At 62.4% G+C, this 24617-nt stretch carries 23 protein-coding genes and 1 pseudogene; 16 read left to right on the top strand and 8 right to left on the bottom strand.

All coding sequences use genetic code 11. The features are described 5' to 3' along the window. Positions 1-16 precede the first annotated feature (16 nt). The gene (locus tag DFR69_RS08210; protein ID WP_110036790.1) at positions 17-1147 is read right to left on the bottom strand and encodes an alpha/beta hydrolase; all 1131 of its coding nucleotides are present in this window, start codon (positions 1145-1147) and stop codon (positions 17-19) included. Then, positions 1096-2433, bottom strand: coding sequence for an MFS transporter (locus DFR69_RS08205; protein ID WP_244198144.1), 1338 nt, complete (start codon positions 2431-2433; stop codon positions 1096-1098). Before DFR69_RS08205 ends, DFR69_RS08210 begins: the two co-directional genes overlap by 52 nt. A 152-nt stretch (positions 2434-2585) precedes the next feature. Here DFR69_RS08205 and DFR69_RS08200 point away from each other — a divergent pair, with 152 nt between their 5' ends. From DFR69_RS08200 to DFR69_RS08175, 7 genes and pseudogenes are all read left to right on the top strand, one after another. Further along, the gene (locus tag DFR69_RS08200; RefSeq protein WP_110036789.1) at positions 2586-3500 is read left to right on the top strand and encodes a helix-turn-helix transcriptional regulator; all 915 of its coding nucleotides are present in this window, start codon (positions 2586-2588) and stop codon (positions 3498-3500) included. A gap of 44 nt (positions 3501-3544) precedes the next feature. After that, positions 3545-3913, top strand: a pseudogene (locus DFR69_RS35665) (SDR family NAD(P)-dependent oxidoreductase); the annotation flags it as partial. Positions 3914-3953: 40 nt separating this feature from the next. Next, complete coding sequence (locus DFR69_RS35660) at positions 3954-4307, top strand: SDR family NAD(P)-dependent oxidoreductase (RefSeq protein WP_308633197.1); 354 nt, start codon at positions 3954-3956, stop codon at positions 4305-4307. After that, the gene (locus DFR69_RS08190) at positions 4304-4795 is read left to right on the top strand and encodes a cyclophilin-like fold protein (protein ID WP_244198143.1); all 492 of its coding nucleotides are present in this window, start codon (positions 4304-4306) and stop codon (positions 4793-4795) included. The genes DFR69_RS35660 and DFR69_RS08190 overlap by 4 nt, the downstream gene beginning before the upstream one ends. A gap of 37 nt (positions 4796-4832) precedes the next feature. After that, the gene (locus DFR69_RS08185; protein ID WP_110036788.1) at positions 4833-5855 is read left to right on the top strand and encodes a zinc-dependent alcohol dehydrogenase family protein; all 1023 of its coding nucleotides are present in this window, start codon (positions 4833-4835) and stop codon (positions 5853-5855) included. A gap of 365 nt (positions 5856-6220) precedes the next feature. After that, complete coding sequence (locus DFR69_RS08180) at positions 6221-7027, top strand: hypothetical protein (RefSeq protein WP_110036787.1); 807 nt, start codon at positions 6221-6223, stop codon at positions 7025-7027. After that, on the top strand, positions 7024-8217 hold the full coding sequence (locus DFR69_RS08175) for a helix-turn-helix domain-containing protein (RefSeq protein WP_110036786.1): 1194 nt from the start codon (positions 7024-7026) through the stop codon (positions 8215-8217). The genes DFR69_RS08180 and DFR69_RS08175 overlap by 4 nt, the downstream gene beginning before the upstream one ends. Positions 8218-8593: 376 nt before the next feature. Here the strand turns inward: DFR69_RS08175 and DFR69_RS34790 are convergent, their stop codons facing one another. Continuing rightward, the gene (locus DFR69_RS34790; protein WP_146229232.1) at positions 8594-9082 is read right to left on the bottom strand and encodes a restriction endonuclease subunit S domain-containing protein; all 489 of its coding nucleotides are present in this window, start codon (positions 9080-9082) and stop codon (positions 8594-8596) included. 872 nt (positions 9083-9954) lie between these two features. After that, the gene (locus tag DFR69_RS08170; protein WP_110036785.1) at positions 9955-12354 is read right to left on the bottom strand and encodes an N-6 DNA methylase; all 2400 of its coding nucleotides are present in this window, start codon (positions 12352-12354) and stop codon (positions 9955-9957) included. A gap of 605 nt (positions 12355-12959) precedes the next feature. On the opposite strand from DFR69_RS08170, the gene DFR69_RS08165 reads away from it, so the two are divergent. Beyond that, positions 12960-13973 (top strand): DUF4365 domain-containing protein, encoded by a 1014-nt coding sequence (locus DFR69_RS08165; protein WP_146229231.1) that lies wholly within the window; start codon positions 12960-12962, stop codon positions 13971-13973. A gap of 662 nt (positions 13974-14635) precedes the next feature. Here the strand turns inward: DFR69_RS08165 and DFR69_RS08160 are convergent. From DFR69_RS08160 to DFR69_RS33895, 3 genes are all read right to left on the bottom strand, one after another. Further along, positions 14636-14959, bottom strand: a complete 324-nt coding sequence (locus tag DFR69_RS08160; protein ID WP_110036783.1) for a hypothetical protein — start codon at positions 14957-14959, stop codon at positions 14636-14638. A gap of 59 nt (positions 14960-15018) precedes the next feature. Continuing rightward, positions 15019-15369 carry a hypothetical protein gene (locus tag DFR69_RS34785; RefSeq protein WP_147123854.1) on the bottom strand — a complete coding sequence of 117 codons (351 nt, stop codon included), beginning with the start codon at positions 15367-15369 and terminating at the stop codon, positions 15019-15021. Between the two features lie 353 nt (positions 15370-15722). After that, positions 15723-16316 carry a hypothetical protein gene (locus tag DFR69_RS33895; RefSeq protein ID WP_146229230.1) on the bottom strand — a complete coding sequence of 198 codons (594 nt, stop codon included), beginning with the start codon at positions 16314-16316 and terminating at the stop codon, positions 15723-15725. Positions 16317-16435: 119 nt separating this feature from the next. Here DFR69_RS33895 and DFR69_RS08150 point away from each other — a divergent pair, with 119 nt between their 5' ends. Genes DFR69_RS08150 through DFR69_RS08125 form a run of 7 tightly spaced genes read left to right on the top strand, consistent with a single transcriptional unit; the run spans position 16436 to position 22402 of the window. Continuing rightward, entirely contained in the window at positions 16436-16753 is a 318-nt protein-coding gene (locus DFR69_RS08150; RefSeq protein WP_110036781.1) for a hypothetical protein, read from the top strand. Then, positions 16750-18519, top strand: a complete 1770-nt coding sequence (locus tag DFR69_RS08145) for an alpha/beta hydrolase (protein ID WP_110036780.1) — start codon at positions 16750-16752, stop codon at positions 18517-18519. Before DFR69_RS08150 ends, DFR69_RS08145 begins: the two co-directional genes overlap by 4 nt. A 41-nt stretch (positions 18520-18560) precedes the next feature. Then, complete coding sequence (locus DFR69_RS08140; protein WP_146229229.1) at positions 18561-19178, top strand: LppA family lipoprotein; 618 nt, start codon at positions 18561-18563, stop codon at positions 19176-19178. A gap of 24 nt (positions 19179-19202) precedes the next feature. Beyond that, entirely contained in the window at positions 19203-19574 is a 372-nt protein-coding gene (locus DFR69_RS33890) for a hypothetical protein (RefSeq protein ID WP_146229228.1), read from the top strand. Between the two features lie 41 nt (positions 19575-19615). Next, complete coding sequence (locus tag DFR69_RS08135; protein WP_167456190.1) at positions 19616-20209, top strand: DUF3558 domain-containing protein; 594 nt, start codon at positions 19616-19618, stop codon at positions 20207-20209. 1 nt (position 20210) lies between these two features. Then, positions 20211-21683 (top strand): PPE domain-containing protein, encoded by a 1473-nt coding sequence (locus DFR69_RS35520; protein ID WP_110036777.1) that lies wholly within the window; start codon positions 20211-20213, stop codon positions 21681-21683. Next, on the top strand, positions 21680-22402 hold the full coding sequence (locus DFR69_RS08125) for an ESX secretion-associated protein EspG (protein ID WP_110036776.1): 723 nt from the start codon (positions 21680-21682) through the stop codon (positions 22400-22402). Before DFR69_RS35520 ends, DFR69_RS08125 begins: the two co-directional genes overlap by 4 nt. Before the next feature lie 86 nt (positions 22403-22488). Here the strand turns inward: DFR69_RS08125 and DFR69_RS08120 are convergent, their stop codons facing one another. Further along, on the bottom strand, positions 22489-23583 hold the full coding sequence (locus DFR69_RS08120) for a DUF1152 domain-containing protein (protein WP_110036775.1): 1095 nt from the start codon (positions 23581-23583) through the stop codon (positions 22489-22491). Positions 23584-23654: 71 nt separating this feature from the next. Here DFR69_RS08120 and DFR69_RS08115 point away from each other — a divergent pair, with 71 nt between their 5' ends. Continuing rightward, positions 23655-24404 (top strand): GntR family transcriptional regulator, encoded by a 750-nt coding sequence (locus DFR69_RS08115; RefSeq protein ID WP_110036910.1) that lies wholly within the window; start codon positions 23655-23657, stop codon positions 24402-24404. Positions 24405-24617: the final 213 nt, after the last annotated feature.

The raw sequence follows: 24617 nt of genomic DNA, 5'->3' as shown, positions 1-24617 counted from the left end.
ACCGCCGCTGTGCAGGTCAGGCCAGGTTCTGCGTGTAGAAGGCGGTCAGCTTGTCGAAGGGAATGAGTTCGGTGCGATCGTAGAGATCGACATGCCCGGCACCGGGGACGATGACCAGTTCCTTGCGGTCACCGGCGAGTCGGTATGCCTCTTCGCTGAATTCACGGGAGTGGGCGTTCTCGCCGGTGACGAACAGCATCGGGCGCGGGGAGATGGTCTCGATGTCGTTGAAGGGGTAGAAGTTCAGGAACTTGACGTTGCTGGACAGGGTGGGGTGGGTGGTGGTTTCCGGTGTCGCACTGTCGGGGGTGACCGCGCCGCGCTGGGTGCGGTAGAAGTCGTAGAACTCGCGCTCGATCGGGGTCGATTCGGCGGTGAGTTCGTGCACGGTGCCGCTGGTGTATTCGGCGGGGCCACCTCGGAATTCGATGTCGCGTTGGGCGGCGGCGTCGTCGATCATGGTGCGGCGTTGGTCGAGGGTGACCGAGTGGTTGAGCCCGTTGCGGGCGGCGGCACCCATGTCGTACATGCTGACTGTCGCGACGGCCTTGATGCGTGGGTCGATCTTGGCGGCCGAGATCACGAAGCTGCCGGAGCCGCAGATGCCCAGGGCGCCGATGCGTTCGGGGTCGACGGTGTCCTGGGTGCGTAGGTAGTCGACTCCGGCGGAGAAGGTTTCGGTGTAAACGTCAGGGGCGACGGCGTTGCGCGGGTTGCCGTCGCTGCCGCCCCAGAAGGCGGTGTCCAGGGAAAGGGTGACGAAGCCCTGTTCGGCCATTTTGGTGGCGTAGAGGTCGGCGCTTTGTTCCTTGACCGCGCCCATCGGATGGCCGACCACCATGGCCGGTGCCCGGGTGCCGGGCGCGAGGTTCTTCGGGACGAACAGGTTGCCCGCCACCTCCATCCGGTACTGATTCTGGAAGGTCACCGGCTGCTTGGTGACCTGGTCGCTGGTGTAGAAGTTGTCGGCCCCGTGGGACAGGTCCCCGGTGGCCAGGTTCGCCGCCGGGGAGACCGGGGCGGAGCTGTTGGTGGTGTCGGCGCCGGTGCAGGCCGCCGCGGTGAGGACCGCCAGTGTGGTGATTCCGGCTCCGGTCAGCTTGCGCAGGCGGTGGCTGCCGGTTGCGGGGGAGAGGTTGGTTCGCATGGTGATTGCTCCTCGATGGCGGAAGTGCTGAAGTGGTTTCGAGCTGCGGTTATCGGGCGAGGGCGAGCTCGCTGGTTTTCGGTGGCGCCGGGAGTCGGCGGTGGCGGGCGGTGGCGGGCGGTGGCGGCGAGCAGGGCGAGCGGGATCAGCGCGGATGCGGTCAGCCCTGCCCCGAGTACGGCAGGCCCGACGACGCCGAGGGCGGTGGTCAGGGTGGTCGCGGCCAGGGCCGAGCCCGCGGCGGTGCCGAGGTTGAACGCGGCAGTAGCCAGCGACGACGCAAGCGTCGAACCGGGTGCGGCGTGGCGCATGGTCTGCGCGATGAGCACCGGGTTGGCACCCAGACCGGTCGCACCGAGCAACACGACCACCCCGACGACGATCAGTGAATGTGACGCGGTGGCGGCCAGGACCAGCAGCAACGTGGCGGTAGCGGTGATCGCGGCGGCGATGACCGGCAGGGGGAACCGGTCGCCGAGACGGCCACCCAGAGCCGTGCCACCGACCGCGCCGATTCCGAAACCGACGAGCACCAGCGGCACCAACGCCGAGGCGATGCCCGCGCGGTCGGTGAGCAGCGGGCTGATGTAGCTGTAGGCGCCGAGGAACCCGGCCTGGGCCAAGGTGATCACCGCGAGCACCACCCACATCCGCCACGGCCGCACCCCTGCCACCTCAGCCGACAGCTGCGCCCGAAGCGACACGGCGGCCGTTTCGCGGTCGTCGGCAGGTGTCAGTTTGACGACGGCCACGATCGTCACCAACGACAGGATCGCGAGAATCCAGAACGAACCGCGCCAGCCCGTGAGCTGCCCGGCGAAGGTCCCCAGCGGAACACCCGCGACCACGGCCAGGCTCAGCCCGCCTGACATGACCGCCAACGCTCGAGCGCTCGCTCCGGGTCCGGCGGCGCGCGTGGCCGTCACCGCCCCGACTGCCCAGAACGTGCCGGTCGCCAGCGCGGTGACCACGCGCGAGGCCGTGACCACGGTGAACGAATCACTGACCGCGCCGAGGACATGCCCGAAGGCGAATACCGCCAGCGCTCCGATCAGGGTCGCTTTCGCGGGGAGTCGCACGGTGGCCAGCGCCATCACCGGTGGTCCGATGATCATCCCGACCGCGAACGCGGTGACCAGCAGTCCGGCCCGCCCGATGTCGACGCCGAGGTCGCCGGCGACCTCGGGCAACAGGCCCGCGAGCATGAACTCGGTGGTGCCCATGAGGAAGATGCCTGCCCCGAGCACGTAGACCACGGTGGGTAGCCGGGTTGCCTGCGCTGTCACTGCCGCCTCTTTCGTCGCTGCTGATTCGCTGTCCGGAATCCATGCAACGCCGAATACGGCGTGTGTGGGAGGCGAGGCTGACAGGGGTGCTGCCAACACCCCCCCTCACAGCACCTGGCACGGGTGGTGAGCTGGGCCGTAGCCTCGCAGACATGGACAGCCAGCAACGTGCGGCACAGATCGGTGAGTTCCTCGCCTCACGGCGCGCCAAGATCACCCCCGAACAAGTCGGCTTGCCGGTCTATGACGCGGCCAAGCGCCGGGTGAAGGGATTGCGCCGCCAAGAGGTCGCCACCTTGGCCGGACTCTCGGTGGACTACTACACCCAGATCGAACGCGGCAAGGTCACCGGCGTCTCAGAGCAGGTCCTCGACGCGATCGCCCGGGCACTCGAACTCGACGAAGCCGAACGCTCCCACCTTTTCGACCTGCATCGCGCGATCACCACCGGCCCGCAACGTGCCCGTCCACGCCGGACCAAAACTGCCCGACTGATCGTGCAGCGGTTGCTCGACGCTTCGACGGTGCCCGCGTTCGTGCGCAACGCCCGCCAGGATCTGGTGTGCGCGAACCAGCTCGCCTACGCCTTCTACGCGCCCATGTATCCCGACCCTCTGCATCCCGATATCAGCACACCGGTGAACTTCGTGCGGTTCTGCTTCCTCGACCCGGGAGCCCGCGAGTTCTACCCGAATTGGGACCAGGCGGCCGACAACGCGGTCAATCTCCTGCGGACCGACGCCGGACGTGACCCGTATGACCGCACCATCTCCGATCTCGTCGGCGAACTGTCCACGCGCAGTGAAGAATTCCGTGTGCGCTGGGCCAAACACAATGTGCGCCTGCACTACACCGGCACCAAACACTTCCACCATCCCGTCGTCGGTGACCTCGAGGTGGCCTACGAAACGATGCCGCTGCCCGCCGAGCCCGGTCTGGTTCTCACCTTCTACAGCCCCGAACCCGCCAGCCCCTCGGCCGATGCCCTGTCGCTGCTGGCGAGTTGGAGCGCAACCAATCTCACCGCCCCCGCACCGCAGCAATCCGCACGGACCGATCCCCACTGAATCAGCCCGGTCCCCACCATCGCGTCCCCGAGAAGGAGTCATCGATGTCCCATGCTGACAGCTTCGCCGGAAAGACCGCGTTCATCACCGGCGCGACCAGCGGCATCGGCCGCGCCACCGCCCTGGCCTTCGCCCGCGCCGGAGCCAACGTCGTCGTCGCCGACATCAGCGAGGACGGTGTTCGTGACACCGCCCGAGCCATCACCGACCTCGGCGGCAACGCCCTGGCGGTGCGCTGCGACGTCACCCGCGCCGAGGACGTCGAGGCCGCACTGGCCGCCACGATCGACACCTACGGTCGCCTCGACGCCGCGTTCAACAACGCCGGTGTCGAGCAGCCGACCGCGCCCCTGGCCGACATCTCCGACGACGAGTTCGACCGCATCATGGCCGTGGACGTCCGCGGGGTGTTCCTGTGCATGAAACACCAAATCCCGCTCATGCTCGCCAACGGTGGCGGCGCGATCGTCAACAACCTCCTCCGGCGCGGGCGTCAAAGGGTTCAAAGACCAATCCGCCTACGCCGCAGCCAAACACGGTGTCATCGGGATGACCAAGTCCGCCGCACTGGACTACGCGAACCAGGGAATCCGGATCAACGCCATCTGCCCCGGCATCATCGACACCGCCATGATGGACCGCTTCACCGGCGACGACGCAGGCCGAGCCCGCGTGATCGCGCAGGAACCGATCGGCCGCATGGGCACTCCCGACGAGATCGCCGACGCGGTGCTATGGCTGTGCTCGGACGCAGCCTCCTTCGTCGTCGGTGCCGCCCTCGTCGCCGACGGCGGACAGACCGCGTGAGCCCACGCCGCGTCATGCTCGCGGCGGCCGCGATGCTCGCCACCGTGCTCGCCGGCTGCGCCAACAGTTCGGCGCCCTCGCCCACCACCGCCGCATCACCCACACTCGACCAACCAGGCCAGGAGCAAACGCTCATGCGTATTCGACTCACTGCCGGAACGGCCGAAGCCACCGGCCATCTCTACAGCAACGCGACCTCCCGCGACTTCGCCTCGCTGTTACCGGTCACGATCACCACCCACGACCTCGGTGGGCGCGAGATCGCCGGGCCCCTGCCACGTGCCCTCACCGGCGGCGACGGGCGCAGCGACTACCGCGCGGGCCAACTCGGCTACTGGTCACCCAGCAGCGATCTGGCCATCTATCACCACGAGGATGGGTTCCGCATCCCGAGCCCCGGGATCGTGATGATCGGCGAGATCGAGACCGGCCTCGACGCCATCCTCGCCGCGGCACCAGATCGGCCCCTCACCATCACCACCGACTGAGTTCAGGCACCGCCAACGACCGAGAGGAAGGTTTTTCATGCGTGGAGTAGTGATGTACGCACCCGGCGATGTGCGCGTCGTCGAACGCGAGGACCCGCAGATCATCGACCCCACCGATGCCGTCATCCGCATCACCGCGACCTGCATCTGCGGATCGGACCTGTGGCCCTACCGAGGTGTCGAGCCGGTCGACCACACCCTGATGGGCCACGAATACGTAGGCATCGTGGAAGAGATCGGCGCCGACGTGGCAACGTTGAAGGTCGGTGACTTCGTCGTCGGATCGTTCTGCATCTCCGACAACACCTGCCCCATCTGCCGCGACGGATACCAATCCCGCTGTGTGCACGGCTCTTTCGTCGCCGGGGCGATCGGCACCCAAGCCGAGAAGGCGCGCATCCCCTACGCCGACGGCACCCTCGTGGCCACCCCCGGTCAGCCCGACGAGGACCTGATCCCGTCGCTCCTCGCGGCCTCCGACGTGCTCGGCACCGGCTGGTTCGCCGCCATCGCCGCAGCGGCGGGCCCCGGCAAGACCGTCGCCGTGGTCGGCGACGGCGCAGTCGGCCTCATGGGTGTACTGGCCGCGAAACAACTCGGGGCCGAACGCATCATCGCGATGTCGCGCCACGCCGACCGCCAGACTCTCGCTCGCGAGTTCGGTGCCACCGACATCGTGGAAACCCGGGGTGACGACGGCATTGCCGCGATCAAGGACCTCACCGACGGGCTCGGCGCCCACAGCGTCATCGAAGCCGTCGGCACCCGCGAATCGATGATGCAGGCCATCGGCTCGACCCGCCCCGGTGGCCACATCGGCTTCGTTGGCGTCGCCCACGACGTCGCCCTGCCCCTGGACAACGTCTTCTTCGCCGAAGTTCACCTGCTGGGCGGTCCCGCGCCGGTCCGCCGGTTCCTGCCGGAGCTGATCGACCTCATCTGGAATCGGAAAATCGACCCTGGCAAGGTCTTCGACCAGGTCCTTCCCCTGGACCAAGCGGCCGAGGGTTACCGATCCATGGACGAACGCAAAGCGATCAAAACGCTGCTCACGCTGTAACAGGCGGCCCAGACTCCCACGTTTCCCCGTGGAATCGAACCTGCAACGATAAACGACGGCTCTGACCTGTGAAGATGCCGTCGCAGGTTGGTGCCCTCGGCGGGGCACATCGAAGAAGGGAACGCGGGTGACCTGCAACTGGGGAGCGGGCGGCTAATCGTCGAAGCCGCGTACCCGCTGTAGGCAGCTGCGGCCCTGATGAGCTGCTGGGCAGGACACGGCCTGAAACCCCATCGACGCCAGTGCATGCCTCGGCCAAGATTTCGTCACCACCGCCAGTGAAGTCATGAGGGGTTTTCATGCGGCAACACACCGCTGAGGTTCAGTTTCGTACGCGATTTACTGCATCTGGTAGAGTTCTGTGCGTGAGCGAACAACAGGACGTCATCGCCGAACTCGGAAATGCTGGAGTGCTCGCGGGTATCCGATGGGCGTATCAGTCGGCGACAGCACGGTTGTTGACGACCTCGGCCGACGACGCGGCCTTCGATGACCCCGGGTGGGTCGGTACCTCTCGCTTCAAACTGTTTACGGACCGCCTGGACCGCGTGTTCGCGTGTAAACGGTACTCGGTCAATGGTGGCGATCCTGACGCCGCGCTCGACCTGCTGTACGCACAGCTGCCCAGCAATGAAATCGAGTCGATGCCTCGGCTGGACCCGGGCGTTGTGGTGCGTAACAATCTCAACCTGAGCAATGGTTGGTCGTTTGGGGATAAGCGATTCCTGCTGGCCGCGGCTGGTTTCGGCAAGCTGCGTGAGCTGCCTTGGTCCCAGAAGAGTCCGACCAAACAAAAGGTGGCCTCCCAGCCCGACGCGTATCCTGACCAGGGCTCGCTGTTCGACGGCGACGCCGACACAGAGCTGAGCACTCTGGAAGCGCAACTCAAAGAAAGCCAGAAGCTGGATATGACCACCTTCGTGGTCGGCCACAGCATCGATATGGTCAGTGGCGACATCGAACTCGGGTTCGGTCGTCCGCGACTCAATTCTGCTGGCGGTGACACATGGCTGTGGCTTGAGAACCTGCTCAAACTGCCTCCTGTCAGTGGTGGGCGGCGTGGCGACACCGGCCCTGGTCCCACTGGGCTGGATGTAGAGCCGGATGCTCCCGTGCGTCTGCGGCGTCGGCCTGCCACCGAGTCCGGCGGCGATGCCATCGGTGCACAGTGACCACACGGTCCTCGACTACCGACCGAACGATCGAGGCGGCCGCTTTCTTCGACGGCGGCCGCCTGACATTGGCACGCCAGCTGGCTGGCTTGCGTAAGACTGCCTTGGCGGCAATGGTCGACAAGAGCCCGACTGCGGTTGCCAGCTGGGAGTCCGGTGCCAAGCGCCCGTCTGCTGCCGCGGTCGCTCAGTTGGCACTCGGGCTTGGGGTAGATCCGAGTTTCTTCGTAGTCCGTCCCGACGACGTCGCTTCGCTCAGCTGTACTCCGCACTTCCGGTCGTTGCGGTCTACCAGTCAACTCGCACGCGACCAAGCCTTCGCCTACGGGCAACTAGCAGTCGACATCTCCAGCTGTCTCGAACGGCACGTCGAGTTTCCCGAAACCGACCTGCCGAGCTTCCCTGTCGATGTCGAGCAGGATGACGACGACGGTCCGGAACGAGCGGCGCGGCTACTCCGCCAACGATGGAATTTCGGAGACGGCCCGGCCGGCCACCTCATCCGCACCCTTGAGAATCATGGTGTGCTGGTTGTATTCAGTCCTGACCAGGCAGCGGATGTCGACGCATACTCCTTTGACAGCCGACTGCGTCCCGTCGTGGTTTTGAATCCGATCAAGCGCGACTACTACCGGCAGCGGTTCGACGTGGCACATGAACTCGGCCATCTGCTGATGCACAGCGACGCCGAACCGGGCGGCAGGATCGTAGAAAATCAGGCCAACCGCTTCGCATCCGAACTCCTGATGCCAGCGGACCTTATCCGGGGAGAGCTGCCGACAAGTATGGGAGGCAGCGCCTGGAGAGACTTGCGCCAGCTCAAGGAGCACTGGGGTGTCAGCATCCAAGCGCTGCTCTACAGGGCTCGGACGCTCGGTGTGCTGAGCGATGTGTCCTACCGCAACGCGATGGCGACGATTTCGGCGCGCGGCTGGCGACGCGACGAACCCGCATCGATCAAGGTGATGGAACAACCGTCGCTTCTTCCGCGTGCCGTCGAGCTGCTTGACAGCGAAGGAATCAGCGAGAAGACACTGATCGAGCAATGTCTGGTTCCTGCCGAACTGTTCCGAACGATTACGGCTCGAAGTCCACTTCCGACTATGCCGAGTGCGACGATTCTGGCGAACGACAGCGGGACCGCGGGCAAAGTCGTCTCGCTGTTCGATGGACCATTGACCAGCGGTTGATGTGCTAGAGCACGATCAGGGCGTGCATTGGTCGGTGTCCAGCGCTCTCACCAACCCTGCTAGCGGCTGACTTCTGTTTGGGACCTTGCCACGACTGGGCCCCAGCGGTTCCAGAGGTTGTTCATCGTCTTGGCCAAGGATTACATATCTGAGCGTGGAGCGTGGTGCTCGATCATGGCATGCCTCGGTGGTCGACGCCAGCTGCGTTTCTGCGAGGAACTGGCAATGTTCGCGCGGGTGAGTCCGCCGATCCCGTTGCGCGCTGGATCGTCGCGGAACACGCCCGCGCGATAGGTCTGGCTGTCGCAGCGGTGAATTAGCGATAGGCTGCTGGACCTGATCCATTTGACTGGCGAATGTTCGGTTTGACACTTGCTTATGAGGAACTCATCGACCTTTCTGCGTTGATAAGTGCCTGTGCGGACAACTCGCGGGAGAGCTTCCGCCGACCCTGAGCGCTATCGCGGATCTCATCCATGCGTTCACCTAATTCTGCCTGTATATGTAGAGGGGGAATCGGAATTGGGAAGGTTGTTACCGCGTCGCCCGCAATACCGGCGAGGTTCGTGGTCATCTGCGCCCGCGCCTGGAACCATGTTCGTGCAACAGGTGTCGCCAGGTACGCGTTGACGTACCGTGGATCGAGTGCGTCGATATTGACCTCCAAGCGAAAAACATGGTCGTCATGGGTGCATTCCGAAATTTCGCCACGCCACATGGCTGCCTTACCTACCAGCTCAAGGCTGTTGTTTCGGCAGATGAGAATGTTACCTGATGAAATTCGGACCGCAGGAAAATTATTGGGTGGTACGTCTATTTCCCTAACGTCGGATAGGTCCAAGCCCCACTTCTGAATATTTGCCACGCGAATGTAGGGGCGGGGATGCCTGTCCGGACGATTTCGGGGAGATTTTGATACTCCACGTTTCAGTACTGACAGTCCATTGCTCCCCAGAGCTCTCAAGTCGTACTTCGAGCTTTCCTGGCTTGCTCCTTGAACGGATTCAAAGGCAGAACGGAGAGTCCACCGATTAACCCTTGAGCTGCCAACTATTATTGAACGGGGTCTCTGCTTGAGAAGCCGGTATTCAATCCCGAGCTCGGACAAGAACTCGATGTTCCCCTCTTTCTCGAGGAGATCCGCCTCGTCCGAGAGTCGGGACGCTTCAAGTATCTCGTTGGAGTATTCCGCAGCGATCCTGATTTGTTCTTGACGATCGGGGACAGGAACCTTCAGGGCTTCGAAATTTTCGGGCGTTATCCTACGTCGCCCACTATGTCCAACGGTAAGAGCTTCGACCTGGCTACGGAAAGTGCTCGTGCGACAGAGAATATGGAGATACTCTGGTACAAGGCGGTCTGGGCCGCTGACATCATATATCGGATACTCCGAGCTGAATCCGATCGGATCAGAGTCGTTCGGAACTAAGCCGATCGCACCGTTCCGGATATCGATCTTTGAGAAGACGAGATCATCAGGATGGGCTAGCCATGTTTTACCGGCAAGCCGCGTTTCCGGAGAGCGTAGTGAGATTGACCCATCGAAGTGAATAGAACCATATCGAACTGATCCCGCAGTATGCTCGTCGCGACGCCTCGAAACGAGCGTACCGATTTCTTTCAGGCTCCGATCCGTTCCCGACCAAGTTTGAGAAAGCACGCTTTTGACATCCCAGCGCGAAAGCCGGGAGGACGAGACTCCTCGTATGACCACCATTGAATCTGCTGCACCTACTCCTACTGGAAGAATTCGGATTCTTGTCGCTCGATGGAACCGGCTGGATCCTTTTCGAAGTCGCGGATGCTGTCGAGCACTTCCGGCAGCTCGTTCGGCACATGTGGACCTGTCTCACCGGACCCGGTGATGCCAGCTGCTGATACTTCGGCCATGAGGACCGGGTAGTCCCACTCCTTCTTTCGGCGGAGTCTAACTTCGGAGTCTATTCTCATTTCGAGAGCGTCTTCGCGACCTTTCACATCCCGTAACATCGCACGCGCTTTCGCCTTGCCAGCTGGTCCTAGTGCTCTTGAGAGCTGCAGTCTGAGCTTCTTCTCTTTCGCACTGCCCACACCAGCATCCAGTATCTCGTTTAGTAGAGGCAGAAGTGTGGTGTCACCTCCTACTTCAGCCAGGGCTCGGTCGCTTCTTAGTTCGTCGATCAGGCTTTGGAGCTCCGTTCTCACATCAATGTCTATCCGCTTTGTAAGGTCGCTCCACTCGCGCACCTCATGGTCAGTGAATCGGCGCAGAAATACCAGCGAAGTCTTCACGGTAGCATTCGCGGAGCGAAATACCTCGTGGGGAATGGATATGACAGAACTTAGTTTTGCTCGACCTTCTACGTATTCTCTCAACCATTCTGTTGATGGGTTATTGAGGATTCCGTCGGGTAGTACAATGCCCATTCTCCCACCCGGTTTAAGGAGTGAGATGCATCGCTCAACAAACACTTCTTCCGTTGCCCGAGACCGGCGGACTTTCGCTTGACCCATAGGCGCGGCAATCGGGCTGCGGCCTATGTCGAATAGCTCCAGGATCGGCCGCCTACTTTTCGCAGCTTCGACCATCCGGCCGTGTGCTAGGGACCAGCGGTCGCCGTATTTTTCGCTATATTTCTTAATGTAGGATCGATCAACGTTGACTTGCGCTTGTTCTGTAGTTCCAACGAGCTGGTCGTCGCCTACTGTGGCCCCAAAAGGTGGGTTGGTCAGCACTATATCGAACTGGCCAGGGAAGACCCCGCCCGTATCCAGCAGCCCGTCATGGTAGTAGATGCCGCCGTGGCCATCCCCATGCATGATCATGTTCATTTTGGCGGTCCGTGCGGCACGTGCTTCGGCATCTACGCCGAAAATTGAATTACGACTGACCTTGCCTAATCTCGAGTCCGGTGATGAGGTGTCCAACTCAGCATTTATCTTTGAGACGGCATCGCTGATCGCTTCGTCGAGCTTGTCTTCGGTCCAGCCAGCCTTCGCTGCCTTCTCGGTCAACTCCCTCTTGGCTGCTTCTTTCTGTTCAATGATAGACTTCTCGATATCATCTTTTATATGTTCGAAAGTCTTGATTAGAAATCCGCCTGTGCCGCATGCCGGGTCGCAGATGCGCTCGCCTTCTTGTGGGTTGAGTGCTGCGACCATGAATTCGACGATTGGCCTCGGAGTAAAGAATTGCCCGAGTTCTCCGCGGAACGTATCTCCGAGGAACCTCTCGAAGGCCAAGCCCTTGATGTCATCTCCCGTATCGGAAAGATTGAAACGTTCCAGCATTCGAACGATCCGCACGAAAGTCGGATAGGTTACTCTAATCCGATCATCTTCGGGAAAGAGATTATCGGCCTCAAATTTGCGCTTCGTGACTTCAAACAACTGGTTCAGTACGCCGGGATCCTCGACATCTAGGAGGTTTGCTCGCGCTACTTCCTTTATCTTGTCGGTGGTGAATACTTCAGCCTTGCCCATTCGTTCGTATGCCATCTTGATGAACAAGATCCTCGAAATATCGTCGAAGGCTGCGCCAGGCTCCATCTTATGGTTGTCTCTGAGTATGGAGTGGCATTCATGGAGTAGACGCTGGAACTCATCTCGTGTGAAGGTCTTTGTGGCGCGACGCACGGACTCAAGCCGCGTCGGGACCAGGATGTCGGCCGCTGACGGGATCTCGACGATTTGTATTCGCTGTCCCGGTGCGCCAGGAGTTAGGCGGAAGAAAGAGTGCTCTTTGTTGTTCTGGCAAACTAGAAATTCGGCTCCCACGGCCCTAGCGTAGCTCTCGCCCTGGGCATAGTCACGCACATCGATCGAGACATTATCTGATTTTACTTCGACGACAATTATGTAGTCGCGGTTATCCCTAAGAGCTTGCGCGTCCTTGGCGACAACTATGTCCGCGCGGCTCGATGAGCGGCCGCTTTGGGTGCGCCTCTCTTGAGACATCTGATCTAGTGAATATCCCCACTTCTTGTGGAGTCGATAAATGAAGAGCTGGCGTACGTGCTCCTCAGGGGTCGCCTTTCGCCAGGCGAGGCGTAGTGGCGCCCAGATCCAGCCGCCCTGCATGTGCAAAGGGTCGTCGCCGTCCTTGTACGGAACATCCGGGGCTCGCGTTGGTTTCCTGCCGACCGGAGCGTTCGTCATCGTGTCCCTTGCCTTCCGTACGATCGAGTCCCTCGGACAGGGAGACAATAGTCGTGTGCGGTGACGGGATGCACAGACACATCCTGAGTGGGCGTGACGTCAGCAGCGTGCAGGAGCTCTCAGGTGGGCCATCGCGGCGTCACGGTGAAGAGACGTTCGAAGGTCCTACCGATGCTGCTGGCGGATCCGACCTACGACTGGGTACCACAGCACCAATTGGATCCGGACATGGACGCGACTCGATGGCAGGGCCGCCGACGCACGCCCCCCTCGAGGAGCTGGCTGCCGAGTGCGGCGCTTCCGCTCGTAAGGTCCAGAGACAGCTGGTTCGGTTCGGAGGGGCCTCGTAAGCGCGAGGCCGTCGTTGACCAGTGAGTGCCCTGGCCTGCGCACCTCTTGGATCGCCCCGCAAATGCCGGCGAGCAGAACGACCTGCTCGATCAGCTCAAGCTGGCCACCGAGTCGTGCATTCCCTCCCCATCAGAACCTGGCGGCAGCAGTTAGACTCGACGAACTTCGCGTGCGCTCCCTGACACCCGCCCATCCTGCCGGACTTCACGGGCGGTCGAGGGGACGCCTTCGGTGTAGATAGGACTACTGCAAACGTGGCTGGATCTGAGCGCGGTCGGATCGCGCATCGCAAGCGGCGCAGCCTGAACCAGATGCAGGGAGACTCTGGTGAGGAATTGGTCGCCGCGGCGTTCCCGCGGCAGTGGTTGACTCGCAAGATCGGCGCCGACTTCGGGATCGATCTGCACGTCGAGGTCTTCGACTGGACCGACGAAAGCCGAAAAAGTGCCGACACTCTCGGAGAGCACTTGTTCGTCCAGGTGAAATCCCGTGCGACGTCGACATTTCGGACGTTTACGCTCCATGAGCGTAGGAACGTCTCTAAGTACGGGCTGAAGCGGACGAGCAGCGGCGAGTCTGCCCGGATCGAGGTCCTGCCCTGCGTTCTAGATGTCGACGAGATCCTCACGATCGAGGCGATGGGCAACGCCACGCCCGTGTTGCTGTGTGTCGCGACAATGGACACCGAGCTCATCTACTACGTATGCCTCAACGACTACATTTCCAGAGTTCTACTTCCCAGCAATCCCGACTTTGCCTCGCAAACGACAGTAACAATCCATATTCCGACGCAGAACGTGTTGGACCGCGATGATGCGAGCATTGCCTACCTCTGGTTGCTTGCTCGCCGGTCGAAGCTGTATTCGGCCTTCAATACCTTCAACTACCAGCACAACGAGATCCTCTATCTACTAGATGATTTGGACCATTACAGGCACGAGATCGCTACCGGGCTGAGCCCGCTACCCGACCATATCCTGGCTATGGTCGAGCACTTTCTCTCCTCGAACCTCAGACTCGACATCTGGCGGCCCATCGGTCGTGGAGGCTGGTTCGTCTTGCACGATGTTCAAGCCCGATTCGTGGCGCTGCGTGGGCAGCTGCCTTCGTATCGGCAACCGCTCGACGACATGCAGATGATCATGGCTGGCATCGAGATCCAGACCACCTTCGCTATGGCCGCCAATCTGAGCAGGATCTACGAAGAGGTGGTCAGGGAAGCGCGCCTGCCGACATGGCATTCACGTCTTGGCAGCAAACCGCAGTAGTCATTAACAGCCGTGACCAGGTCGACAAGGACTGATCTGCTGCGGAATCAAGCGGTTTCACTGAGCTGCACGCTGTTCAGCCGGGCTCTTCGAACGCGCTGCAACGCCGCATATCGCGTGTTCTCGGTGACAGATACCCTGATCGGGTGACAGATACGGTGGTCGGCCACACCGGTCCTTCGCGCGTAAGGAGCAAATGACAGTGAGAATACTCGAACATATGAGCGAAGGGTGGCAGTCGGTCTGGATGATCGGTCGGACCGTGGTCGAGCCCGGTTGACTCTACGCAGTCCGGGGCGGTTGGGCCACCGGGGCACCGCGCGCATGCCGCAACGGCCACCGTCTCGGCGCAGGGCGTGCGGTCGTCGTCGCGCTGCCGTGCCGCCGTGTCGGTGGGCATCACCGGGCGCACACCTGCCTCGCGTGTGGCGCGATGACCTACAGCCCGCCCGTGCACAACGACTGCGAGTACTGAGCCCACCCAGCGCCAAGTTTCTCGAACTCGGTCGGGGAGACCGGAGCTGAACTTATACTGAGCGCTCCGTCCACAGCCGCATGAGGCAGAGAATTTCCCGTGACCAACCCACAGCCACATCGGCAGCCTTATCCCCAGCCGCGCTATCGGCATCCCGGCATTCCCGAAGCCTCGAAGCCTTGGTGGATCAAACTATGTAAGTCCTGGCGAGGCGGTGCACGATCGAGCCGATCTCTTCGCGCATGATCTCCAGATGCATGTTTGCGTGATCCTCGCTTCGGCGCAACCACCCGTCCTCTTCGACAATCACATTTTTCATGAAGTTGATCGCCGCGGCGCGGATGGCTGTGAGATCTTTCCGCAACCGGTCGTCGTCGGTGATCTCGCCCAGTGCCCGGGTCATCTCTGATCGCAGGTCTTTTAGCGACTGGATCACATGAGGCCAGTTCTCCATGTAGACCGAGTGGTGCAGCGATCGCTTATTGGCAAGGATGTCGAACACCTGAGCCACGACTTTCGCGTTGTGTTCGAGTCGCATGAGTTCGGGAAGAAGGGGCAGGCGCGGGCTGGCTAGGAGTTGTCTACTCTGGCAGTGTGTTCGTCTCGCCATCGGGTCAGCAGTGCCACCGGGTATCCGGGCCCGCCGTTGTTGTCGACAAGGTCGTGGCAGACACCGCACAGAAAGATCGCGTTGGCCGGATCGGATCGTTGTTCGTCGGTCATGTCCTGGTCGTATCGGGCGCTCCCGGACTCTCTGCCCTGGATGTGTGCGAACTTTCCGATGTTGGACTTGAGCAGCGTGTCTGCGGTCTTGACTTCCGGGTCTACGAGTAGCCGGTTGCAGTCGGGATTGGTGCACATGTAGCCCGCGCACGCCGCGACCAACGCTTTGGTTGCTGCCGAGAACCTACCGTTTGCCATCAGACCCCCGATTCCGAAACATGTTGTTCTTCTGGGGAAACCGTACCTGCTTGCCCAGGGACCGAGCCCCTTTCGGAGCAGGCTCGGGCCTCGGGCGAGGAGGTAGTGACTGCCTTCCGCATGGATGCAACGCGCCGTTCGCTTAGCTACTACCGGTTGGCGTCTTCGAACCTCTCCAGAACGGCTAGATGTTGTTTCCACATCGCAGCGGGATTGCGGGTGGGCTCAGGGGAGTGCTCGGCCCAGACTCGTTGGTTCAAGATCGAACGGTGCCCTACTCGGCGGGTAACCTGATCTCGTCGAGGGCGGATCCCAGGCAATTCCGGGGACCAGAAGTCGACGGCACGATCGTCTCAATACTCCAACCAGCTCTTCCGCCCGTAGTACCGGTCCATCTCTTCCTCTTCCTCTGGGGTTGGCTGGCGACTTCTGGTCTGAGGCTGGTCAACCGCGCGTGGCGCTGGAGGTGGTGTGCTGACGAATCGGGACGCCGGAGCAGATGCTGGTTGGTTGTGCAGGCGGGGCTGAGTCGGTGCAGACGGCACTGCTGATCGAGGTGGAGTTGTTGCGGGCTGCGAAGGCTCGGGTTCGCTGGTGTTGGAGGGTGCGGGCGACGTGGATCGAGCCCCGGGGGTCGGCTGGCTGAGCGCATCAGCCCTGCGTTCGGTGAGAGTGGCGAGGCGCGGGTCAGCCTCCAGCGCGGCGATGGCCGCCGAGATCGCTTTCTGGGACTCTTCGACGGCCGCAGTGTGGACTCGGACGATCTCTACGACGAGTTCGTCGGGAGTCAACGCTCTGGCGGCGCCGGACAATTGCACGTCGCGAATGGTTCCGTCCGGATTCACCTCCAGCCGGACGAGGTCGCCGTCGGATCGGGCGGGGGACCGCGAGCCCAGCGAGCTCTGCAGGTGGTTGACCTTGTCGGCAAGCGGGTCGATGTCGCCCACGATTGTGCCTCCCCTCGGCGTGTCGCTCGTCCAGAGTATAAGGTGACCCGAACTGATCACGTGTGAGTGACGGCACCTGGGGGGTGGTTCCAGGGGCGCCGAGAAGGTGGGGCTTTTCCATGGGTGCGTACGACGATCTTGACCTGGACCCGGCCGCCGCGCGGGTTCTGGCGGACGGGTTGGGAACCGCGGGTCAGGAAACACAGGTGATCGGCAAAGGAGGCGCGCTGCCGGACGGGATGCTGGACGCGTTTCCTGGTGGGGATATCGCCGAGGCGTGCAAGAACGCGGCACGCGCTGCCGACAAGTCGATGCAGTCGGCTGGGACGGCGTTGGCTGAGTTGGGTGGGTTGACGGTCGCCGCGATCATCGCCTTCCAGCAACGCGATCAAGCCAACGCCGACGGAATCACGAAGGTGGGCGGGGGGATCAAGTGACCAAGGCTCTGACCGTTGCGCAGGTGCTGAGCTGGCGACCTGAGTCGCTGACGGCGTTGGCGAACGAGTGGAACCGGCAAGCCACCGAGCTCCGCACCAAGATGGACGAGCAGTGGCGGGCGGTCGACAATTCACGCGAGTCCTGGAAGGGCGCCGCCGGCGAAGCGATGCGTACTCGCTTCGAGACCGTGCGCACTCAATCAATGGTCGTGCTGACCGCGCTGGACAAAGGCCGGACGACGGCCACGTTGAGCGCTTCCAACTATCAGGTCGCGAAAACACTGGTGGCGGACGCGAAGACCACTGCCGAAGCCGCACCCAAGAATTTCGAGGTCAAGCCCGACGGCACCTGCGAGATCACAGAGGTCACCAAGCGAGGGCTCTACTCCGCGGTCGGCGGTGACGCTGACCGCTACAGCACGGCGATCGCGGCGCTGAGGACAGATGCCGATGCGTGTACGGCGGTGTTGAAGCGGGCACTGGCCAATGCCGCGGACGTCGACACGGCGGCGACAACCGCGATCAAGGCCGCGTTCACCGGTCTGCCCGACGACGCCAAGTTCGAGAACACCAGTACGTCGAATGTGCCCGTGTCGGTCCCGCAACCTCCGAAAGATGGGACCGCCGCGGAGAATCGGAAGTATTGGGACTCGTTGACACCCGAGCAGCAAGCTGAAGCTGTCCGGACCATGCCCCAAACGATCGGCAGCTTGGATGGGTTGCCCTCTGATGTGCGTGACACGGCCAACCGTAGTTACCTTGCCACCGAAACCGTGCGTCTCGAGCGGGAGTACCAAAGCCTGGTCGCACAGGCCGCGGCCAAACCGGAATCGTTCGCGATCGGACAGAAGCTCGAAGAAGCGAAGAACAAACTCGCCGACGTCAAGGCTGTCACGAAGACACTTGACGGTGCCACGGAACAGCAACCACGCAAGCTCTTGATGCTCGACACGACGAGCGGAGATCAGGTTCGCGCGGCGGTCGCCGTCGGGGATCCGGACACTGCCGACCACATCTCGGTCACGACTCCAGGCTTGACGTCGAATGTGCGTGAGTCTCTGGGCTCGATGGTCAGTGAGGCGGGCGCACTCCAGGATCAGGCGCAATCGCAATTGATCGGCGCGGGGCAGCCCGGAGCCAAGGTCTCGACAATCGCTTGGGTGGGGTACGACCCGCCGCAGAAAGACTCCACGTACCCGGAGGTCGCGCTCCAAAACCGAGCGCAGGAGGCCGCTGTGCCGTTGTCGAATTTCTACGCGGGACTGAACGAGGCCAATCAAAACACTGACCCACACATCACCGCTCTTGGTCATTCATACGGATCGTTGGCCACGAGCCTGGCCTTGCAAGAAAAGGCCGGTGTCGTGGACGACGTGGTGTTCTATGGCTCACCAGGACTCGGTGGAGACTGGCAGCTGAACAACGGCCCCAACCCCTACAACCTGTCGGGGTTGAACGATGCGGTGGAGTCGGCGGACGATCTCGGCCTGAAGCCAGGGCATGTGTACGAGATGACCGAAAAGGACGAGAAGGTAGGCAATCTCAACCACTTTGGTCGTAGCCCCAATCAGATGCCGTGGGTCACGCACCTCAGCACCGACGAAGTCACTGTCAACGGCACCACGTATACCGGCGCCGAAGGTCATTCCGAGTACGGCAGGGTTGATGGCGACACCAAGCAATTGCATCGCAGCGGGTACAACCTGGCCGCGGTCGTCGCTGGGCTTCCGCAGAACGCGATCAATCCGAACGGAGGCGGTCGGTGAGTTCTGGACGACGCGCTCAGGCAGTGCGCCAGGGTTTGACGGTGGTCTGGGTCGTTCTCGGATCCTGCGCGCTCGTAGTCGCTCTCGTAACGGCTATGTGGGTCTGGGCGACTTGGGGTGAAGACCCGTACCGTGCAGAACAAACGAATCACGACGACACGGCTGCCGCTGCGGCCGTTCTGCAGCAACGTGTCACGGCCGAGGAGAGGTCGGCGCAGGTAATCGCGCTGTCGAAGACCATCCAGGACGTGGCCTCCGCCGTATCGCCGGCGACGGTGTGGACAACCCAGCCGGTCCATCACGCATCCTCGGAGTGCGAGGCCCCGTTCGATCGGACCTACGGGGTCGTCGGCGGGTTGACGTATGCGATCAGTCAGTCGCCTATGCCGGAGAAGGTGTGGCCCGAGTTCTACGAGCGCGTTCGTGCGGCCTTGGAACCACACCATCTCGATTCGAACTTCATAGATCAGGCGTCTAAGTCACCTCGCAACCCTAACGTTCCAGCGATAACCTTCACAGACCCGAGCGACGGTACCAAGATTTCGGTGTTCAACTCGGAGACGACAGCGGACAAGCCTGCGGCGACCACCATTTCGGCGACTCTCGGATGTCACCTGCCTGCCATGCAGGTCAGTTCTCCGGTCCGCCCGACCCCATGACCGACGTTGTGATTGGAGTTTGCGATGAGCGCTGACGCCGCCTACACCAGGCAGCTCTTTGCCGCTGCCGAAGCGGGAACCTTCGTCCTGACTGAGGAAGCTGCGCGCGAGTGTGCTGGTCATTTCACCTGGTATGCAAGTCGTCTCACTGAATTTCAGAATCAAATAATGGATCAGTCGAGGCAGTCGGGATTCGGAGGATTCGAGTCAGCTAAGGAGTTGCAGGCGGGTTTCGAGAACAAGGCTCTGCAGGGATACGAAGCACTTGTCCGGGCGGAGCAAGTCGCACATCAGCTGTCGGCGGCGATATATCGCGCCGCGGGTCTGCTGGAAGACGTAGACGCCGCAAACGCAGCAGCGCTGCGCGTGTCCTCACGACAGGTTGGTGAACAGTGAGAATGTCCGATGTCCGGCGATTCGCTCCAGCTTCTATCGTCGTGATCGCCGCCGTGGTGGGCGGATGTGCTGGTGAAAATGCGTCCGACGGAGATGAGTCGGCATCGGTTTCTTCACCGGTGACAACAATTTCTGCCCCTGCGCGCCCGACCTTGACAGCCGCAAACTTGCAGCCACCATCGCAAGACAATAGCTACACTCGTTCGAGTAATCGGCCGAAAGTCGTGGTCGATCCATGTACTTGGGTTGACGATGCCGCAATTCAGGGCACGGGATTCGATCCGCAATCTCGACGCCGCGGAAAAGATATGATCGCGGAGTATTCCTTCCTCGCCTGCAATTTCAAGAAGGGAACCGACGCCACGCTGGTGTTGGAGTCAAGCAATGTGTCGCTGGACGAGGTCCGCAACAAGTACATTGGTGACACTGAAGACATGATCGTCAATGGTCGCCCCGCGGTCAAGTCCACGAAGGGCGACCCGGACGGTTGCTCGATCGACATCCAAACGGCGGTCGGCTACTTCGGGATTACCGTGCGTGTCCACACATCCGGGCGCACACAGGGTATGAGTCCCTGTGACGGAATCCTTGACCTCGCTACCGAATTGGAGCCATCCATCGGCAAGGAGAACTGAAGTGACAGGCGAGGGTTTGACCACCGACGGCATCATCACGGCCCTGACAGGTCAGACTCCTGAGGCACTCGCAGCGAACCAAGGCGCGGCGACCACGAGGCAGCGGGCGGGAGAACTCGCACAATCCGCGGCGAACGCCGCGCACGACCCCGAGTATATCCGCAACATGGAGGACTTCAAGAGCCGTCCGCATCAAGAGATCTACGACCATGCGCAGCAGATGCAGCCCGGCGTGATTCACGCCTCGGCGGAGGCGTGGAAGTTGATCGGGTCCGGGATGCAGTTCGCGACGATGGCACTGAGTAGCAAGGTGCGCAAGTCGGCGGAGAGCGGGTGGCAGGGAGCGTCGGCTGACGCGATGTTGTCGGCGTTGGACCGTTACGTCAGCGAAATGACCGGGATGCAGGACGTGGCCAATGGTGTCGGGTGGAGGCTCGAGTCGGCCGCGCTCGCCGCGGAGGCGGTGAAGGCATCGGTGCCGCCGCCAACATCTGGGACCAGCTCGTCCTCGCAGCTCGTTCCGGGATTGGAGAACCCGGCAGTTCTCATCGGCTCGACGCAAGCTGCCAGCGACGGCCACCAAGAAGCTGTCTGGGCAATGGCGAACCACTACATCCCCAACTATCAACCCGCAGGGCAGGGTGTGCCGACCTTCGGGGCGCCGACAGAGCCCGGCGATGGTGTGAATGTGCCAGGTACCCTGGGAAATTCGGGTCCTTCTTCCGGCTCGCCCCAAAGCGGCGGTGAACCCTCGCCTGCGGGTACGCCGGAACCGACTAGCCCGGGCGGGCAGCAGGGCAGTGAGAGCGCGGGGAACACTGACGACGTTTCGTCGAACGACAGCAGTGACGGCGGCACCGACGGTGCCCAGGAGTCGTCGTCGGGTGCCGATGACGACAGCACGACTGCCGCAGGCGCCGACACCGGTGGCGTGGCGGGCACGCCAAACTCCGGTTCTCCGGGTGTCGGCGGGGGAGTGCCGGGTTCGGCGAATCCTGGCTCTTCGAGTGGCTCTGGAGCTCCCCTGGGCTCAGGAGCAGGATCCCCGGGCGGTCAAGCGGGAGCAGGTGTTCCGGTCGCTGGTCGCGCTGTGGCGGGCAGTCCCGCGGTTCCTGGAGCTTCCGGTGGCGCGGCCGCTGGTGGCCCAGGCGCCCGGGCGGCGTCGGGTATGGGCGGGATGCCGGGAATGGCTGGCGGGGCTGGTCGTCGGCAGGGCGATCAGGACAGTGAGCACAAGGGTGTCCCGGAGTGGATGATCAATCAGCGCAACACGGACGAGCTGCTGGGTCCGCGGAAACCGACAACGCCAGCGGTGTTCGGTATCGATGCGGGGCCGGTCCGGGACGGGGAATGGGAAACCGTGCGCCGTGACGCGCCCGAGGAATCGGTGGGCCCGGCGGCTTTCGCGGCTGATCAGTCGACACAGGACGGTTGGAGTGCAGCACCTGGGGAACGAGGCGAGCGGCCTCGATGAAGTGGCGTTTCACGGCTGATGAGTTTATTTATGTGGCGCGGGAATTCGGTGCTGACCGGTACCCGGCGCCCCTGCGATTGTTGAGCTCGACTCGATATCAGTCGGAGTGGGAGGCGTTGGAGGCATCGTTCAGGTCGCGGATTCCGGTGCGTGGAGACGCGGACCTTGTCCCGGTACTGCAGACGATCTTCGAACCGGAGACCAAGGTTGAGGTGATTGGTCTCCGTCGAACTCCAGTCCGGGCGTTTGGAGCGATCGTGTCGGATATCGGGGTCGCGGTCGTGCAGCACCCCGGCGCATCTGACGACCGTGGCGGCGATGTGTCGGTGCGGGTCGGTTCGGTCGATGTCGTGGCGAGGATGGTGGCCTCGGTGGCTGGCAGCAGCGTTGCCGGTACAGCGGGCCGGTTGGTGGAAAGCTTGGTACGGCTGCAGGGGCGGGATCCGAACGACTCGTGGACTTCGGGCGGGAGCCGGGAGTCGATCCGGATGCGCGAGCTGTTGGCGGCACCCCGAACGAGTAGCGGGCATGTGCAGATCAGCCACGGTTGTCAGACCTCGAGGCCGTCACCGCCGCGGTTTGTCAGTTGGTTCGATGTTCGTGACGACGGCCGATATCTCTACTCCCGCCGGGGGGATGATCTTTACATCGATCCGTGTGGCGATCAGCAGTTCTTGGACGGCCTTCGCCATCTGGTGGGGCTCAATCCACGCGCGTAGTTCGTTGCGAAACGGTTTCCGAGCGCGTGACGGTAGGGGCGTCGGGATGTACGTGGCGCCGCCCCGGGAGACCGAAGTCGAGATTCTCACCGGCTCTCGAGGGAGCGCGCCGTGAAAAGCGGTGGCCGGAATCTGTCCGGCCTTTGGCGTGAAAGCAATTCGCGCAATGTTTCGGCGGAGGGAGTGTCGGTCGCACCTGCCAGCTCAATCACCCTCCGGATGGTGAGCGCGTCGATACCGCGAGCTGCCGCATCCTTCGAATACTGGTCGATTTCGGCAAGCACGTCCGCCGTCGGCGTACGCGCGGCGAAGTGGCCGGATAGTCGGTTGCGCTCAACGTCAACGTCGCTGTACCCACGCCGACTTCGTAGCACCTGTTCGATCTCCGCCAGGCTGGTCGCTGTCAGCACAAGTGTCGACAGGGAATCGTTCGCCAGAACTGTGCCTCGCAGCTGGAAAACGTGTGTTGTGGCATCGTCGATCCGAATAGTGCTGTTCCGCTGAGTTTCTACGGTGCCGCGCCAGCCGGCCGCGCCGGCGGCGAGCAGGCCGTTGGCTTCTGACGGATGCCAGGACCAGATGGGCTCGAATCCCCGCACGTCTGATCTGGTCAGCACCGCGATGTCCGTGGCGTCGAGGCGGGTCAGTCTGGTGTCGACCTCGGCGACGGGAAGTTCGCCGTCCAATCCGACGCCGGCGACTAATACGTGGGAGGTGAGTCCGGACATCGTCGCCGCGGCAAGAGCGACGGAGTCGGCCAGTGGACTACGGAGTCCCGGTTCGTGTCCCGCCGCGACGATATCTCCGCCGACGTCGACGACAACGATCTCCTCGGCATCGAATGCTGCCGCCGCGCTTCTGATTTGGTTGGAGAGTCCTGTCGTTCCCGCGTTGATATCCATCAGCAGGATCGGTAGGTCGATGTGTCGTGTGAGGCGAGGAAGGGTGGAATGCCCGCCCGTTCGCAGACCGGCGGTGGATGTGACTTCGTAGAAGCCGTCATGGCGTATGAGGCCGTAGAAGTCTGCGGAACTTCGTGGCCCAGGACTCGGGTCAATGATCAGCCTGTCCCAGGAATAGCTCATGATCGCCTCAATGCGGAGGTCCGGCATTTTCTGGGCGATCACGGCCGCGGTGACCGCGTCGCCACCTCCGCCTGCGGCGATCGCGATTGCCGTCATTGCTGCGTGGTCGACCTATCTGTAACCCGTACACTGGCTAGTGGCATATGGTACTCAACGAAGGATGCGGGTTGCCGGAAATCGAAGAGGTCTTGCCGAAGTACCTGCAGATCGCGGGATACCTGCGTGATCAGATCGTACGCGGCGACCTCGCGCCTGGTGCGGAGCTTCCTTCCGAGCGTGAGCTGGCCGCGACGTGGCGGGTGGCCCGTCCGACCGCAACGAAAGCGCTCCGTGCGTTGCGTCAGCAGGGGTTCGTCGAGGCTCGGCAGGGCGCCGGCACGTTCGTCCGGGCTGTGAGCCCTGCGGCGCCGCGAGCGCGTGAACGGTATGAACGCGCCGCGGCGATGGGGACGATGTACTCCGATGCCGAGCAGGTGGAGTTTCCGTTCGTCGGTGTCGTCGATGCGCCCGCGTATGTCGCCGCTCAGTTGGGCGTCGGCGAGGGCGAGCGGGTGGTGAGGCGCCAGCGCGTGATCAGCAATGTCGGTGTCGGTCCGATCGAGCTGTCGACGAGTTGGTTCCCCGCGGCTATCGCTGATGCCGCGCCGCGGTTGCTGTTGGCGGAGCGGCTTCGTGGCGGCACCGTCCCGTATGTCGCCGATGCGCTCGGGCTGCGTGATGCCTTCGCGCGAGACCAGGTCTCGGCTCGGTTGGCCGACGAGGATGAACAGTCGGCACTTGGGCTGCCGAATCCGTCTGCCGTGCTGATCTATTGGCTTGTCGCGTTCGACTCCGACGGGACTCCTGTGGAGTTCGACGAGGCCGTCTATCCGCAAGAGCGTTGGGCGTTCCGGCAGGACTACCCGATAATTCTCTAGCAGCCCGGCGATCCGCCGAAAATTTTCCATAGTCGACAAATTGGACTATGCCACTATCCTTTTTAGTGGCATAGTCCAGTTGGTAATCCTTTCGGGCGCTGCGGGGAGGTCAGGCGTGTCAGTCGACGACGCTGATCCGAGCCCGGCCGTCTGATGGATGCAATCGGAATCTCCACTACACGACACCAGGGGTGGTGAGCATGCGGCTCGCAT

Source organism: Nocardia neocaledoniensis (assembly GCF_003182135.1).
GTDB classification, from domain to species: domain Bacteria; phylum Actinomycetota; class Actinomycetes; order Mycobacteriales; family Mycobacteriaceae; genus Nocardia; species Nocardia neocaledoniensis.
Note: the sequence above shows the minus strand (reverse complement) of the source record. Positions and strands in the feature narration are given on the sequence as shown.